The organism is Arthrobacter sp. MMS18-M83 (assembly GCF_026683955.1).
Taxonomy (GTDB): domain Bacteria; phylum Actinomycetota; class Actinomycetes; order Actinomycetales; family Micrococcaceae; genus Arthrobacter.
This window is the reverse complement of record NZ_CP113343.1, coordinates 4,548,303-4,563,883: the sequence shown is the minus strand read 5'-3', so window position 1 is coordinate 4,563,883 and position 15,581 is coordinate 4,548,303. Positions and strand designations below refer to the sequence as shown.

General features: G+C 64.1%; 14 protein-coding genes. 9 read left to right on the top strand and 5 right to left on the bottom strand.

The genetic code is table 11. The features are described 5' to 3' along the window. The first annotated feature begins 22 nt into the window (after window positions 1-22). The 3 genes from OW521_RS21520 to OW521_RS21510 are packed head-to-tail and all read left to right on the top strand — an operon-like array spanning window position 23 to window position 2,760. Window positions 23-988 (top strand): ABC transporter ATP-binding protein, encoded by a 966-nt coding sequence (locus OW521_RS21520; protein ID WP_268021516.1) that lies wholly within the window; start codon window positions 23-25, stop codon window positions 986-988. After that, window positions 985-1,761: an ABC transporter permease gene (locus OW521_RS21515; protein ID WP_268021515.1), complete on the top strand. Its 777-nt coding sequence runs from the start codon at window positions 985-987 to the stop codon at window positions 1,759-1,761. Before OW521_RS21520 ends, OW521_RS21515 begins: the two co-directional genes overlap by 4 nt. A gap of 54 nt (window positions 1,762-1,815) precedes the next feature. Beyond that, complete coding sequence (locus OW521_RS21510) at window positions 1,816-2,760, top strand: COX15/CtaA family protein (protein WP_268021514.1); 945 nt, start codon at window positions 1,816-1,818, stop codon at window positions 2,758-2,760. Between the two features lie 201 nt (window positions 2,761-2,961). On the opposite strand, the gene OW521_RS21505 is transcribed toward OW521_RS21510, so the two are convergent. Then, complete coding sequence (locus OW521_RS21505) at window positions 2,962-3,924, bottom strand: heme o synthase (RefSeq protein ID WP_268021513.1); 963 nt, start codon at window positions 3,922-3,924, stop codon at window positions 2,962-2,964. A gap of 493 nt (window positions 3,925-4,417) precedes the next feature. Between OW521_RS21505 and tkt the strand changes: the two genes are divergently transcribed. From tkt to pgl, 6 genes are read left to right on the top strand one after another with little or no spacing between them, the layout of a single operon-like run. After that, window positions 4,418-6,535 carry a transketolase gene (tkt, locus tag OW521_RS21500; protein WP_268026042.1) on the top strand — a complete coding sequence of 706 codons (2,118 nt, stop codon included), beginning with the start codon at window positions 4,418-4,420 and terminating at the stop codon, window positions 6,533-6,535. A gap of 58 nt (window positions 6,536-6,593) precedes the next feature. Next, entirely contained in the window at window positions 6,594-7,712 is a 1,119-nt protein-coding gene (gene tal / locus OW521_RS21495; RefSeq protein ID WP_268021512.1) for a transaldolase, read from the top strand. A gap of 5 nt (window positions 7,713-7,717) precedes the next feature. Next, window positions 7,718-9,349 (top strand): glucose-6-phosphate isomerase, encoded by a 1,632-nt coding sequence (locus tag OW521_RS21490; protein WP_268021511.1) that lies wholly within the window; start codon window positions 7,718-7,720, stop codon window positions 9,347-9,349. A gap of 15 nt (window positions 9,350-9,364) precedes the next feature. Beyond that, entirely contained in the window at window positions 9,365-10,930 is a 1,566-nt protein-coding gene (gene zwf / locus OW521_RS21485) for a glucose-6-phosphate dehydrogenase (RefSeq protein WP_268021510.1), read from the top strand. Next, window positions 10,927-11,850, top strand: a complete 924-nt coding sequence (locus OW521_RS21480) for a glucose-6-phosphate dehydrogenase assembly protein OpcA (protein ID WP_268021509.1) — start codon at window positions 10,927-10,929, stop codon at window positions 11,848-11,850. Before zwf ends, OW521_RS21480 begins: the two co-directional genes overlap by 4 nt. Window positions 11,851-11,858: 8 nt before the next feature. Continuing rightward, on the top strand, window positions 11,859-12,677 hold the full coding sequence (gene pgl, locus OW521_RS21475) for a 6-phosphogluconolactonase (protein ID WP_268021508.1): 819 nt from the start codon (window positions 11,859-11,861) through the stop codon (window positions 12,675-12,677). Here pgl and OW521_RS21470 read toward each other — a convergent pair. The 4 genes from OW521_RS21470 to OW521_RS21455 all read right to left on the bottom strand — a co-directional run bounded on the left by OW521_RS21470 (window position 12,630) and on the right by OW521_RS21455 (window position 15,576). Continuing rightward, window positions 12,630-13,025: an RNA polymerase-binding protein RbpA gene (locus OW521_RS21470; RefSeq protein ID WP_268021507.1), complete on the bottom strand. Its 396-nt coding sequence runs from the start codon at window positions 13,023-13,025 to the stop codon at window positions 12,630-12,632. The two genes, pgl and OW521_RS21470, sit on opposite strands and share 48 nt — an antisense overlap. Window positions 13,026-13,147: 122 nt before the next feature. Then, window positions 13,148-13,405, bottom strand: a complete 258-nt coding sequence (gene secG, locus OW521_RS21465; protein ID WP_074589634.1) for a preprotein translocase subunit SecG — start codon at window positions 13,403-13,405, stop codon at window positions 13,148-13,150. 47 nt (window positions 13,406-13,452) lie between these two features. Then, window positions 13,453-14,268, bottom strand: coding sequence for a triose-phosphate isomerase (gene tpiA / locus OW521_RS21460; RefSeq protein WP_268021506.1), 816 nt, complete (start codon window positions 14,266-14,268; stop codon window positions 13,453-13,455). 81 nt (window positions 14,269-14,349) lie between these two features. After that, window positions 14,350-15,576, bottom strand: a complete 1,227-nt coding sequence (locus OW521_RS21455) for a phosphoglycerate kinase (protein ID WP_268021505.1) — start codon at window positions 15,574-15,576, stop codon at window positions 14,350-14,352. Window positions 15,577-15,581 lie beyond the last annotated feature (5 nt).

Sequence of the window (15,581 nt, the reverse complement as noted above, 5' to 3'; positions counted from 1 at the left end):
CTACTTCACGTAGAATACTCTGGTGCGATCCCCCGAATCCCCTGTCCTCACCATCGATGGACTCATCAAGGACGTCGGCCCGCTGGCTTCCCTTGACGGCAAGATGCTCCGGGTGGTCAGCGGACTGTCAATGTTTGCAGAACGCGGCCAGATCACTGCGTTGCTGGGCGCCAATGGCGCGGGCAAAACAACCACCCTCGAATGCGCGCAAGGCCTTCAAAAGCGTACCGGCGGCCGCATCGATCTGCTTGGCGAGGACCCGGACACCGCCGGAGCGAACCTTCGTTCGCGCGTGGGCGTGATGCTGCAGGACGGGGGCCTGCCGCCGTCGGCCCGCCCCATCCCCTTGCTCCGGCACATCGCCGGCATGTACCAAAGCCCCCTTCCCGTGGACGGCCTCATAGAACGGCTGGGCATCGACACCTTCAGCCGAACCGGCGTCCGCCGGTTGTCCGGAGGACAGAAGCAACGGCTGTCTCTCGCAGCGGCCCTGATCGGCAATCCCGAAGTCCTGTTCCTCGACGAGCCCAGCGCGGGACTGGATCCGCAGTCCCGCCAAATCGTGTTTGAACTCATCGCCGAACTGCGGGATGGGGGCATGGGGATCATCCTCACCACACACCTCATGGACGACGCCCAGAGGCTCGCGGACTACGTGTACATCATCGACGCCGGACGCAACGTTGCGGAGGGCACCGTCGCCGACTTGCTAAGCCACGGCCACGAAGCCATGGACGGGGTCACCGAACGCACACTTTTCTTTGATGCTCCCGCCGGTCTCGACATTGCCGCGGCCATCGGTGACGAACTGACCATCACGGAAAGCAGGGCGGGAAGTTACGCGATCGCCGGAACGCTGACTCCGGAACACCTGGCGAAACTCACGGCCTGGTGGGCGGAAAAGGGCATCATGCCAGCGTCCCTTCGCTTGGAGGCGCGCAGTTTGGAAGACGTTTTCCTGGACATTTCCGGAAGGGACATCCGATGACCAGCGCAACCTCTGTGCGCAACACACCCCACGCAGGACCGGCCCCCTTGATGCGCAGGATCCTGCTCCAAGGCCGCTATGAAACCTTGACCATGATCCGGAACGGCGAACAGCTGATCCTCGCGGTGATCATGCCCTTGCTGGCCTTGGTGGGACTCACCGTCACACCGCTGCTCGATGGCTTGGGCGCCAATCGGGTGGACATCGCGACCCCAGGGGTTCTCGCACTGTGTGCCATGTCCACGGCATTCACCGGCCAGGGCATTGCCACCGGCTTCGACCGCCGCTACGGCGTGCTCCGCTTCCTCTCTACCACCCCCCTGGGCCGGACGGGCCTCATTGCCGGGAAGATCCTCGCTGTGCTGGCTGTTCTGGTCCTCCAGGTCCTGGTGATCGGCGCCGTGGCCGCGTTGCTCGGTTGGCAGCCACGTCCAGAAGGATGGCTTCCCGGGCTGGGCCTGCTGGTCCTCGGAGCCGCCGCGTTCACAGCACTCGGACTCCTGGTTGCCGGCACCGTGCGGCCGGAGGCAACGCTCGCCATTACGAACTTGCTCTGGATTCTGTTGGGCGCCCTCGGGGGAATCGTGGTTCCCGCGGAGCGCCTGCCGGTTCTGGCCCAGAACATCGTGCACTTCCTGCCCTCGGGCGCCTTGGGGCAGTCGCTCAGGGACGCTTTCCTGCATGGCGATGTTTCGTTGCCCTACGTCCTTGTGCTGTTGTTGTGGACGGTTCTTCCCGGCGCGGCCGCGATCCGATGGTTCAAGTGGAACTAGGCGTTGCCGAACCGAACCGTCAGCGTGAATTGAGATCCGAGAATTGAGAAATCTGTGAGCACGGCTTCCCGCCTCCCGAAGTCCATCCAGCAGTTGGCCGCCAAACTGCCCACCGAAGTCAATCGCACCATCCGAAGGCTGGCGATGTTGTCCTTGATCGGCCAGGTAGTCCTGGTGGTCACCGGCGGCGCGGTCCGGCTGACATCCTCAGGGCTCGGCTGCCCGACATGGCCGCGCTGTACCAACGGTTCCCTTGTGAATACACCGGAGATGGGCATCCACGGCTTCATCGAATTCGGCAACCGCATGCTGACGTTCGCTCTGGCGGCCGTCGCCGTCCTGATGCTGGTGTACTTGTGGAACCTTCGCAAGGAACGTCGCGACCTTTTCCTGCTTGCTTTGGGGCTGCTCGCCAGCATTCCGGCACAGGCCATCATCGGCGGCATCACCGTGCTGTCCAATCTGAACCCCTGGGTGGTCGGACTGCATTTCCTGGTTTCCATGGCCCTGGTGGTCTTCTCCACGCTCCTGGTCAACCGCGCATATGGCCGGACCGGCCGCTTCATGAACCGGCCGTTGGCACCGATTCCGGGCGCAATGAGCCCCGTCATGACCGCCGTCGCGTTCTTCTCGGCAGTTGCCGTGTGCCTGGGCGTCGTAGTCACTGGCGCCGGCCCCCACGCCGGCGACGCCAACGCACCGCGCAACGATCTCGACTGGGACCTCTTCTCGCACATCCACGCAGTGCCGGCGTACCTCATCACGGCAGGGGCCGTCTTCGCCGTCTACTTCGTCCTGCGCAAGGGAATCACCGGCCTGTTCCGCACAGCGGCGCTGCTGCTGCTCGCCGTGACGGTCCTGCAGGCGGTCATCGGCTTTACCCAGTACTACAACGGAACCCCCACCCTCCTGGTAGGCGCCCACATGTTGGGTGCCGCCCTGCTCATGAGCGCCGCCACGAACGCGACGGATGTGGCCCGGTTCAGCCCGAGGGGCTAACCCCGGGCGGTTGGTCGCCTCGCAGCTTAGCCAAAAGGAAGACCTTCCTTCACCTCTGATGTGAAGGAAGGTCTTTCTTTTGCCGCAAAAGGTGCAGGAGGGTTTCGGGCTTTTGCCCTTAAAGGTGAGCGGGCGTTTGGGCACGGGCGCACATACGTCAGCGAGCGTCCGTCGACGACGGCGACCGGGGGGCCGGGGGCGTCAGCCGCCGATGATCGGGGAACCGATGAACGGGTCCACGGCGAGGGCAATGAAGAGCAGGGTCAGGTAGCTGATGGAGCCGTGGAAGACCTTCATGGCTCCCTTGTTCGAGACGTCGCCACCCTGGGCCCGATTGTAAAGGGCATGGGATTCATACAGGAACCAGGCGCCCGCGAGGATGGCGGCGATGGTGTACACCCAGCCTGCGCGGCCAACCGGCACCAAAAGCAGCGAACACGCAACCATGGCCCACGCGTAGAGAACCACCTGGACGGACACCACCTTGGCGCCGGCGATGGCGCCCAGCATGGGAACGTTGGCGTTGCGGTAGTCCTCGCCGTAGCGCATGGACAGCGGCCAGTAGTGCGGCGGAGTCCACAGGAAGATCACCATGAAGAGCACGACGGCGGGCCACTCAACAGTGTTCGTCACCGCGGCCCAGGCGATAAGCACCGGGAAGCACCCTGCAGCTCCGCCCCACACGATGTTCTGCGCCGTCCGGCGCTTGAGGATCATCGTATAGATGACAACGTAGAAAACAATCGCACCAAGGCCAAGCCATGCCGAAAGCGGGTTGGCCCCGAACCACAGGATGGCGATCGAGGCAGCCCCAAGGATCCACGCGAAGACGAGCGCTTCGCGTGGAGTGACTTCGCCCGTCACGAGGGGCCGCTTTTCGGTGCGGTGCATCAACTTGTCGATGTCGCGGTCGATGTAACAGTTGAAGACCCCGGCGCTGCCGGCCGCGAACGCGCCACCCACCAGAGTGGCGAGAATCAACCCGATGGAGGGGAAACCGCGCTCGGCGAAGATCATGGTGGGCAGGGTGCTGACCAGCAGCAACTCGATCACGCGGGGTTTGGTCAGTGCCAGATACGCCTTGAACTTACGGGACATTCCACGTTTCCCCGCAGCCGGGGAAACGTTGAGGGGCGTATCTGTTGTGCTCACGTTGGCAGTCACTCTGTTCTTTGCTCTGGTGTTCTCGCAGCGGCGGCGCCAGTCCATCCGGGCACCTCGAAAACCGGGGCGCAAGGCAAAGCGTGGATTCAATGCGTGCTTTGGACCCCGCTTTGGATGAAAGGCGCACTCGCCGCTGGTGGCCTCCAGATATCATACCGTGGCCTGTCCGACGCCACGGCACCCGGAACTTTCCTTTGTTTCCGAAAGTTCACCGGCACTTTGACGTCGCGGTGATTCATAAAACGGAATTTGCGTCCATTTTTTGAGATTCCCACCATTTGGGGCCCGGAACCGGGCTAAGCTGTCTGCAGATCAGCTCACGCAGGTTTCTGAGAAAGCGTATTCTCAGGTTTGCATGTCTGGATGATAGATCAACGTTTCAATGGTGAACGGCTGGTAGACACTTCGCAGCGGGCGCCATCCTGTGCCCGAGGCTTGCCACGTGCCGTCACCAGCCGTCAGCACAGAGAGGGGCTCGGTTTACGTGCCACATTTGGAAGAGCAAGAACTGACTTGGACAAGCCTGGACCAGCGCGCCGTGGACACCGTCCGCGTTTTGGCCGCTGACGCCGTCGAGAAGGTCGGCAACGGTCACCCCGGCACGGCCATGAGCCTTGCACCGGCCGCCTACCTTCTCTTCCAGAAGCTGATGCGCCACGACCCGAAGCACCCGGACTGGATCGGCCGCGACCGTTTCGTCCTGTCCCCCGGGCACACATCGCTGACCCTGTACATCCAGTTGTTCCTTTCCGGCTACGGCCTGGAGCTGAAGGACCTCGAGGCCCTGCGTACTTGGGGATCACTGACCCCCGGCCACCCGGAATACAAGCACACTGCCGGCGTCGAGATCACCACCGGCCCGCTGGGCCAGGGACTCGCGTCGTCGGTTGGTTTCGCTTACTCCCAGCGCCGGATGCGTGGCCTGTTCGACGCCGACGCCCCCGCCGGCGAGAGCCCGTTCGACCACACCATCTGGGTCATAGCGTCCGACGGCGACCTCCAGGAAGGCGTCACCTCGGAGGCATCTTCCCTGGCCGGCCACCAGGAACTGGGCAACCTCGTGGTGATCTACGACGAGAACCACATCTCCATCGAAGACGACACCGATGTCGCGTTCACCGAAGACGTGCTTAAGCGCTATGAGGCCTACGGCTGGCACACCCAGCGCGTGGACTGGACCAAGACCGGCGAATACGTCGAAGACGTCCAGGAGCTCTACGGCGCCTTGCTCGCCGCCAAGGCCGAGACGTCAAAGCCGTCCATCATCTCGCTGCGCACCATCATCGGCTACCCGGCGCCCAAGAAGCAGAACACGGGCAAGATCCATGGTTCCGCCCTCGGCGCCGAGGAAGTCGCAGCCCTGAAGGAAGTCCTGGGCTTCGACCCCGAGCGTTCCTTCCAGGTTGACGAGGACGTTCTGGCACACGCCCGGGCCGTCGTCGAACGCGGCGCAGCCGAGCGCAGCGAATGGCAGGGATCCTTCGAGGCGTGGCAGGCCGCCAACCCGGAGAACGCTGCACTGCTTGAGCGCATCGAGGCCAAGAAGCTTCCTGTTGAGCTCGACGCCGCGCTGCCGGTGTTCGAAGCAGGCAAGGAAGTCTCCACCCGCGCAGCTTCCGGCAAGGTCCTGAACGCCATCGGCCCGGTCCTTCCGGAACTGTGGGGCGGTTCGGCCGACCTCGCCGAGTCCAACAACACCACCATCGAGGGTTCGCCGTCGTTCATTCCGGCCTCGCGCTCAACCGGCGCATGGAAGGGAAACCCGTACGGCCGGGTATTGCACTTCGGTATCCGCGAGCACGCCGCCGCGTCGATCGTGAACGGCATTTCGCTGCACGGCCGGACCCGGGCATTCTCCGGTACGTTCCTGATCTTCAGTGACTACCAACGCCCCGCCATCCGCCTCGGCGCCCTCATGGGTGTTCCGTCGCTGTACGTGTGGACCCACGACTCCATCGGCCTGGGCGAAGACGGCCCCACCCACCAGCCGGTGGAGCAGCTGTCCACCCTGCGTGCGATCCCGGGCCTGGACGTTGTCCGCCCCGGCGACGCCAACGAGGTTGCCGCAGCATGGAAGACCATGCTCGAGAACCACGAGAACCCTGCAGGCATCGTGCTGACCCGCCAGAACATCCCGACTTACGCACGCGGCGAAGGCGTTGCTGAGGGTGACACCTTCGGCTCCACCGCAGGCGTCGCGAAGGGCGGCTACGTTTTGGCTGAGGCTTCGAAGGACAGCGCCACGGTCCCGGCCGAGGTCATCCTGATCGGCACCGGTTCCGAAGTCCAGCTCGCCGTGAACGCCCGCGAAGCGCTCCAGGCCGAGGGCATCGCCACCCGCGTTGTCTCCATGCCGTGCGTCGAGTGGTTCAACAAGCAGGACGCCGCGTACCGCGAGTCCGTGCTTCCGGCCGCCGTCAAGGCCCGCGTCTCCGTCGAAGCTGGCCTGGCACTGGGCTGGAAGGAATTCGTCGGCGACGCCGGCCGTTCCATCAGCCTCGAGCACTTCGGCGCCTCGGCAGACTACAAGCGCCTCTTCAAGGAGTTCGGCATCACGGCAGAAGCAGTCGCCGCCGCCGCCAAGGACTCCCTCGCGGGTCTCGGTAGCTGAAAACGCGCCTGAGACGAATTCGACTGCAACGAATAGATTTTCAAGGAGATAAAAGAAAATGACTACGACTCCCACCCAGCAGCTCTCCGACGCCGGTGTGTCCATCTGGCTTGATGACCTTTCCCGGGAACGCCTGTCCAGCGGCAGCCTGCAGAAGCTCATCGACGAGAAGAATGTGGTTGGTGTGACCACCAATCCGTCCATCTTCCACGCCGCCATCACTTCAGGCAGCGACTACGACGCCGTGATTGCCGAGGAGGCCGCCAAGGGCGCCACGGTTGAAGAGACCGTCTTTGAAATCACCACCCGCGACGTCGCAGACGCTTGCGACCTCTTCGCTCCGGTCGCCGCAGCGAGCAAGGGTGTTGATGGCCGCGTCTCCATCGAGGTGGACCCCCGCCTTGCTTGGGACACCGAGGGCACCATCGCCGAGGCCAAGCACCTGTACAAGAAGGTCAACAAGGACAACGTCCACATCAAGATCCCGGCAACCCTTGAAGGCCTCGCGGCCATCACGGCAACCCTGGCCGAGGGCATCAGTGTCAACGTGACCCTGATCTTCTCCCTGGAGCGCTACCGCGCCGTCATCAACGCCTTCCAGTCCGGCCTGGAGCTGGCCAAGGAAAACGGCCACGATCTCTCCAAGATCCACTCCGTGGCGTCCTTCTTCGTCTCCCGCGTGGACTCCGAGATCGACAAGCGCCTCAATGCCCTGGGCACCGACGAAGCCAAGGCCCTCAAGGGCAAGGCAGGCGTTGCGAACGCCCGCCTCGCCTACCAGGTCTACGAAGAGCTGTTCTCCACCGAGCGTTGGGCAGTCCTGGCCGAAGCCAGCGCGCTGCCGCAGCGTCCGTTGTGGGCCTCCACCGGCGTCAAGGACCCGGCCTACCCGGACACCCTGTACGTGACCGAACTGGTCGCCGCCGGCGTGGTCAACACCATGCCCGAAAAGACCCTCGACGCCACGTTCGACCACGGCGTGGTTACGGGTGACACCGTCTCCGGTACCTACGAGGAAGCAAACGGCGTCCTCAACGCACTGGAGGGCCTGGGCATCTCCTACAACGACGTCGTCGCAATCCTCGAATCCGAGGGCCTGGACAAGTTCGTCGCCAGCTGGAAGGAACTTCTGGCCGACGTCGAAGGCGCCCTCGCCTCTGCACGGAAGGCTTCCTAACCCACATGAGCACTCTCAGCTACGACGCCAGCGGTGCTGCGCAGCAGGCCATCGAACTGCACATCCCGGCACTTGTTGAAGACCGGATTGCCACCAGGATTTTCGCGAAGGACCACACCTTGTGGGGTCCCGATGCAGAGTCCGAATCCGCCATCCGTCTCGGATGGGTGGAGGCGGCAACCGTTTCCCAGCCTTTGGTCGAGGGAATCCTGGAACTCCGGGATGCCCTCCGGGCCGAAGGCGTCTCCCGCATTGTCCTGTGTGGCATGGGCGGCTCCTCGCTTGCCCCCGAGGTCATTGCCGGCACCGCTGGCGTCGAGCTGACCGTGCTGGACAGCACAGACCCCGAACAGGTCGGCGCTGCCCTGGCGGACCGCCTCGCCGAGACCGCCATCGTGGTCTCCTCCAAGTCGGGTTCCACTGTGGAGACCGACTCCCAGCGGCGGGTATTCGAGCGAGCTTTTACCGAGGCCGGCATCGATGCCAAGAGCCGCATCATCATCGTGACCGATCCCGGTTCCCCGCTGGACAAGGCCTCCCGTGAAGCCGGCTACCGTGCCGTCTTCAACGCCGACCCGAACGTCGGTGGCCGCTTTTCTGCGCTGACGGCTTTCGGCTTGGTCCCCAGCGGCCTTGCCGGAGTCGACATCCAGGCATTCCTGGATGAGGCCGAGGAAGCTGCGGAGATCCTCAACGATGACTCACCTGAAAACATCGGGCTCCGGCTTGGTGTTGCGCTTGGCGGAACCACCCCGCTGCGCAACAAGGTCGTCATCGTCGAAGACGGTTCGGGCATTGTCGGCTTCGCCGATTGGGCCGAACAGCTCATCGCCGAGTCCACAGGGAAGCTCGGCACCGGTGTTTTGCCGGTTGTGGCGGGTCCGTCCGCACCCGAGGTCAGCGGCGGCGCTGAGGACGTCTTGGTGATCCGCCTCGTCGGCGCGGAATCCGACGTCGAACTCGGGGAAAACGAAGCCGCCATCGCTGGTGGCCTGGCCACCCAGATGTTCGTCTGGGAGTTTGCCACTGCCGTCGCAGGGCGCCTGTTGGGCATCAACCCCTTTGACCAGCCCGACGTCGAGGCGGCCAAGATTGCCGCCCGTGGCCTCCTTGACGCGCGTCCTGAGCCCACGCCGGCGAACTTCGTCGACGGAGCGATCGAAGTCCGCGGGGGTTCGTGGCTCGGCGACGCGGCAACGGCCGCCGAGGCCGTCAAGGCCCTCCTTGCCGAACTTGGCACCGATGGCTACCTGAGCGTCCAGGCATACTTCGACCGGATCGCATTCGCCCAACTGGAAGGCATCCGCGACGAACTCGCTGGCGTCAGTGGCCGGCCGGTCACTTTCGGCTGGGGTCCGCGCTTCCTGCACTCCACCGGACAATTCCACAAGGGCGGACCGGCTATCGGTTCGTTCCTGCAGATTACGGCTTCCGCGACCGGCGACATCGCCATCCCGGAACGCCCTTTCACCTTCGGTCAGCTGATTGCAGCCCAGGCGGCCGGTGATGCCCAGGTTCTCGAGAACCACGGCCGTCCGGTCCTCCGGCTGCACCTCACGGATCGTGGAGCCGGAGTTGCCCAGCTCCAGGAAATCGTCGCCGCACTGGCCGGCCAGGCCAGCGCGCTCGAAAGCTAAGGCACAAACCCAAACATGCCAGAAACTGAAAACGGTTACCGGTCCACCGGAAAGGCAAGTCACCGCAATCCCCTCCGGGATCCCCGGGACCGGCGCCTGAACCGCATCGCAGGGCCCTCGTCGCTGGTGTTCTTCGGAGTCACCGGCGACCTCGCCCGCAAGAAACTCATGCCGGCGGTCTACGACCTCGCCAACCGCGGGCTGTTGCCGCCGAGCTTCGCGCTTGTCGGCTTCGGCCGGCGGGACTGGAGCAACGAGGACTTCGCGGACGAGGTCAAGGAGAACGTCAAGGCGCACTCCCGCACCCCGTTCGACGACGCCGTCTGGAACCAGCTCTCCGAGGGCATCCGCTTCGTCCAGGGAGAGTTCGACGACGACCAGGCGTTCAAGCGCCTCAGCGCCACGCTTGACGAACTGGACGAGACCCGCGGCACGCGCGGCAATCACGGTTTCTACCTGTCCATTCCGCCCAAGGCCTTCGAGCAGGTCTGCCGCCAGCTGTCCAAGCACGGGCTGGCGCAGGCCGGCGATGGCCAGTGGCGTCGCGTGGTCATTGAGAAGCCCTTTGGCCACGACCTGGAGTCCGCGCGCAAGCTCAACGACATCGTGGAGTCCGTCTTCCCGCAGGACGCGGTCTTCCGCATCGACCACTACCTTGGCAAGGAAACGGTCCAGAACATCCTGGCGCTGCGCTTCGCCAACCAGTTGTTCGAGCCTTTGTGGAACGCCAACTATGTTGACCACGTCCAGATCACCATGGCCGAGGACATCGGCACCGGCGGCCGTGCGGGATATTACGACGGCGTCGGCGCGGCACGCGACGTCATCCAGAACCACCTCCTGCAGCTGCTGGCCCTGACGGCCATGGAGGAGCCCATATCCTTCAACGCCGATGACCTGCGCGCCGAGAAGGAAAAGGTCCTCGCCGCGGTCAGGCTCCCAGATGACCTGTCCACCCACTCGGCCCGCGGCCAGTTCACCGGCGGCTGGCAAGGCGGGGAGCTGGTGCAGGGCTACCTTGAGGAAGAGGGCATCCCGGCCGATTCCAAGACGGAAACCTACGCAGCCATCCGCCTGGACATCCACACCCGGCGCTGGGCCGGGGCACCGTTCTACCTCCGCGCAGGCAAACGTCTAGGCCGCCGCGTCACGGAAATCGCCGTGGTGTTCAAGCGGGCACCCAACCTGCTCTTCCGCGGGCACGGCGAGGACGACTTCGGCCAGAACGCCGTGGTCATCCGGGTGCAGCCCGACGAGGGCGCCACCATCCGCTTCGGATCCAAGGTTCCCGGCACGCAGATGGAAGTCCGGGACGTCACCATGGACTTCGGATACGGGCACTCGTTCACCGAGTCCAGCCCGGAGGCCTACGAACGCCTGATCCTGGACGTGCTGCTGGGCGAGCCGCCGCTCTTCCCCCGGCATCAGGAAGTCGAGGAGTCCTGGAAGATCCTGGACCCCTTCGAGGAATACTGGGCCGGACTCGACGAACAGCCCGAACCCTACGCTCCCGGCAGCTGGGGCCCGGCCTCGGCCGACGAGCTGCTTGCCCGCGACGGACGAACCTGGAGAAGGCCATGATCGTAGATCTTCCCGACACCACCACTTCCAAGATCTCCAAGAAGATCACCTCCCTGCGCGAGCAGGGGGGTGTGATTGCCCTTGGACGCGTCCTGACCCTGGTGGTGGTCACCAAGTCCGGTCTCGAGGAAGAAGCCATCGAGGCAGCCAACGAGGCCAGCCGCGAACACCCGTGCCGCATCATCGTCCTCGCCGACGCTGGCAGTGAAGCGCCCAACCGGCTCGACGCCCAGATCCGGGTGGGCGGCGACGCGGGAGCCTCCGAGGTGATCGTGCTGCGGGGCTACGGTGAGCTCGCCAAGGAAAGCGAATCCCTCGTCGCGGCACTGCTGCTGCCCGACGCGCCGATCGTGGCTTGGTGGCCGCACGGAGCACCCGAGAACGCGTGCGAGACCTCCATCGGACGTATTGCGCACCGGCGCATCACGGACTCCGCCAACGAGCCCGACCCCGCGGCGGCTCTGGCCCGTATCCGGAAAACGTACCGGGCAGGCGACACCGATCTCGCCTGGACACGCCTGACCAATTGGCGCCTGCAGCTCGCGGCAGCCCTGGACCAGGTGGACGAATCACCCGTCACGGCAATCGCCGTCGAGGGCGCTTCGGACTCCCCCAGCACGCTTTTGCTGGCCGCCTGGCTCACATTGTTCCTCGACGCCCCGGTCCAGATTGTCGCGGATCCGGCAGGAACGGGCATCCGCAGGGTACGGCTGAGCCGCGCCACCGGCGACGTCCAGCTGGTTCGTCCAGGCCTCACTATCGCGGAACTGACCCAGCCTGGCCAACCCGCCCAGCGGATTTCACTGCCACGCCGCAGCTTGCGGGATTGCCTCGCCGAAGAACTGCGTCGCCTTGATCCGGACGATGTCTTCGGAGAAGTGATTACTATGGGACTGCCCCGAACCAATAGCAAGGAGTGACCGTCCCAGTGAGCGCTGACCCCAGAGTAAGCATCCATCCCAACTCCGCCGTCCTTATGGCCGCGATCGCAGCAAGGCTCATCACCAAGCTGGTGGACGTGCAGGACAAGCACGGCGAAGCCACGGTGGTCCTCACCGGCGGAACCGTGGGCATCGGCACCCTAAAAGCAGTTGCCGACTCACCCGCGGCACCCGCAGTCGACTGGTCCCGCGTGAACTTCTGGTGGGGTGACGAGCGGTTCGTTGGCAAGGACAGCACAGACCGAAACACCGTACAAGCCCGTGAGGCCCTGCTCTCCAGCCTGCCGGTGGATCCCGACCGCGTGCACGAACCGGGATCTTCGGACGAGTTCGCCACCGCAGACGACGCCGCAGCGGACTATGCAGCCCGGCTCAAGGCCGCTGCGGAGGAAGAGCACGCCGCAGATACTTCGGACAACCGACCGGAGCATGCTGGCGAGCTGCCGCGTTTCGACATCCTGCTGCTGGGCGTGGGCCCGGATGCGCACGTTGCCTCGCTCTTCCCTGAGCAAGCGGGTATCCGTGTCCAGGACCGCACAGTGGTGGGCGTCGAGAACTCCCCCAAGCCGCCGCCGTCGAGGATTTCACTGACCCTGCCCGCCATCAATTCCGCCCAGGAGATCTGGATGGTTGTGGCAGGCGAAGACAAGGCCGGGGCCGTGGGCCTGGCCCTCGCCGGGGCCAACCCGATCCAGGTTCCCGCCTCCGGCCCTCTTGGCCGGTCGAGAACCCTATGGCTCATCGACGAAAATGCAGCCTCACGTGTCCCCCAGCAGCTCATCCGGAAGGATCCTGCGGGCGCGTAGCCGCTTCAGCGCTCCAGCCAGGACAATCTCCGCTTCCTGGCTGGAGCGTCTTTCTTTAACGTAGTCCAAGTGGCTCTTGAAGATTTCTTCGTCCGCGCGCTCCATCGTCGCCTCGCCCTGTTCACGGACGGCGACCAGGCCACACTTCGGGCAGTCCCACCGGGCCGGAATTTGATCTTCCGGGAGCTTAACGAAAACAAGCCGCGTCTCATGTCCCTTGGCGCACCAATAGGGAACACGAATACGCGGCAAGCTTTCGCCGACTATGGAGTCGGGTTGGTTTCTCGGGGCCGATCCGGCTGTTACACCGGCCCGTGTGCCTCGGAATCCTGAAGAACCATGAACCATCGTCGATCCCCTTGAGAGTTCGGCTGCATGGCGGTGTAGGCCACGCAGCCTAGTCTAGTGCGGCGAACCCGACGACGGCAGGGTTCCGGGCACCTTGCTCCACCGGAACTGAACCGGGAGAACTAGGAGTCTCCGCCGGAGGTGAAGCGCATGATGAGGCCAAGGCCGATGATTACGACACCCCAAGTGCAGCCCAAGACGATGGTGAAACGGTTGAGGTTTCGCTCTGCGACACCCGAAGAGCTCAATCCCGAGCTCATGCCACCGCCAAACATGTCGGACAACCCGCCGCCCCGTCCCTTGTGTAGGAGTATGAGCAGCGTCAGCAGAAGACTGGTGATGCCCAGCAGGATCTGCAGAATGACTTGAAGAACGTCCACGACGGCCTTTCAGAAGAACGGAAAACGGGAGCGGAACCTTGAACGGACTAAGCCGCGCTAAGGTGGCTCTCGAACCTGACAATGTTAGCAAACTCAGCAGGGTCGAGGCTCGCGCCACCCACCAGGAGGCCGTCGACGTCGGAGCCGGCCATGATCGCTGCTGCATTGTTGGCCTTCACCGAGCCACCGTAGAGGAGGCGGGTCTTGGCAGCGACCGAATCATCGAACAACGAAGCGAGTTCGGCACGGATAGCGACGCACATTTCCTGTGCGTCTTCCGGACCAGCCACTTCGCCCGTGCCAATGGCCCAGACCGGTTCATAGGCGACAACCAGATTGCCGGCCTGCTCCGCTGAGAGCCCTTCGACGCCGGAACGCAACTGGGCAAGGGTGTGCTCGACGTGGGTGCCGGCCTGGCGGATCTCAAGGCCTTCGCCGACACACAGAACCGGCGTTACCTCGTGACGGAAGGCAGCTTGGACCTTCGCGTTGAGGACTTGGTCAGTCTCGTTGTGGATGGTGCGGCGTTCGCTGTGACCCACCAGAACGTATGCGCAACCCAGCTTATTGAGGAACTGGCCGGAAATGTCGCCGGTATAGGCTCCGGAGTCGAACTGTGAGAGGTCCTGGCCGCCGTAGACAACGTCCAGTTCGTCGCCCTGGACGAGGGTCTGCACACCGCGGAGGTCCGTGAACGGCGGGAAGACCGCAACCTCGACCCGGCTGTAATCGTGCTTGGCATCGGACAGGGTCCATGCCAGCTTCTGCAACAGGGTGATGCCCTGGACGTGGTCCATGTTCATCTTCCAGTTGCCGGCAATGAAAGGCTTGCGAACGAAGTTTCCGTTGGCAGAAGTTGTCACGTGTGCTCCAAAAATGCGTTGAGATAGGGAAGCGGCGGGGCGCTAGCCTTCTAAGAAGGGCGCCCCGCCGGCCGTGTAGCCTTAGCGGTCCAGCACGCTCAGGCCAGGAAGATCCTTGCCTTCAAGGTATTCCAGGCTTGCGCCGCCGCCGGTTGAAATGTGGCCGAACTGGGAGTCCTCAAAACCGAGGGTCCGGACAGCTGCGGCAGAGTCGCCGCCGCCGACCACGGTGAATGCAGGCGTCTCAGTCAAGGCCTGCGCAATGGCGCGGGTCCCGTCCGAGAAGGCCTCGAATTCAAAGACCCCCATAGGCCCGTTCCAGAACACGGTCTTGGCGGCCTTGATCTGCTCGGCGAACGCCGCCGCGGATACCGGCCCGATGTCCAGGCCAATGCCCGTGGCACCGAATGAGCTGTCCTCGATCGCATCGGCGGCGACCACTTCGTGTTCGGCGTCCGCAGCAAAGCGGCTCGCGACCACCACGTCTGTGGGTACGACGAAAGCGGTACCGGCGTCGGATGCACGCTTGAGGTAGTCCTGGACCACGGGGATCTGGTCTGCTTCAAGCAAGCTGCCGGCGACCTTGTGGCCGGACGCTGCCAGGAAGGTGAAGAGCATCCCGCCACCAACCAGGATGGTGTCCGCCTTGCCCAAGAGGTTATCGATCACGGCGAGCTTGTCCGATACCTTGGAGCCTCCGAGAACAACAACGTACGGACGCTGTGTATCGGTGGTGAGCTTGCGCAGTACCTCGACCTCGGTGTGCACGAGGTCCCCTTGGTAGGAAGGAAGCCGGGTGGCGACATCGTAAACGCTGGCGTGCTTGCGGTGAACCGCACCAAAGGCGTCATCAACGAAGGCGCCGTTGTCACCGGTCAGCGCTACGAGTTCATCCGCGAAGGCGCCGCGCTCGGCGTCGTCCTTGCTGGTCTCGCGGGCGTCGAAGCGGACGTTCTCGAGAACCAGGACGTCTCCATCCTCGAGGGCCCTGGCGAGTTCCTTGGCGGACTCACCAACGGTGTCTTCCGCGAGCCGGACTTTGAATGGAGCGAGCTCCGCAAGCCGCGCTACAGCGGGCTTGAGCGAATACTTGGCCTCGGGAGCACCCTTGGGGCGTCCCAGGTGGGCCGTGACGAGCACGCGGGCACCGGCGTCCGAGAGCTTTTCGATGACCGGGAGGGAGGCCTTGATGCGGCCGTCGTCGGTCACTGTAGAGCCGTCGAGCGGCACATTCAGGTCACTTCTGACAAGAATGTACCGCCCGCGGACACCTTCAGCGATCAGTTCGTTGAGGGTGTGAGAAGTCATGTGTC

Bases quoted from the DNA above. Each gene is read 5' to 3' on its own strand.
- OW521_RS21515 (WP_268021515.1), top strand. From the start codon at position 985: ATGACCAGCGCAACCTCTGTGCGCAACACACCCCACGCAGGACCGGCC.
- tal (WP_268021512.1), top strand. From the start codon at position 6,594: ATGACTACGACTCCCACCCAGCAGCTCTCCGACGCCGGTGTGTCCATC.
- OW521_RS21490 (WP_268021511.1), top strand. From the start codon at position 7,718: ATGAGCACTCTCAGCTACGACGCCAGCGGTGCTGCGCAGCAGGCCATC.
- zwf (WP_268021510.1), top strand. From the start codon at position 9,365: ATGCCAGAAACTGAAAACGGTTACCGGTCCACCGGAAAGGCAAGTCAC.
- OW521_RS21480 (WP_268021509.1), top strand. From the start codon at position 10,927: ATGATCGTAGATCTTCCCGACACCACCACTTCCAAGATCTCCAAGAAG.
- OW521_RS21470 (WP_268021507.1), bottom strand. From the start codon at position 13,025: ATGGTTCATGGTTCTTCAGGATTCCGAGGCACACGGGCCGGTGTAACA.
- OW521_RS21455 (WP_268021505.1), bottom strand. From the start codon at position 15,576: ATGACTTCTCACACCCTCAACGAACTGATCGCTGAAGGTGTCCGCGGG.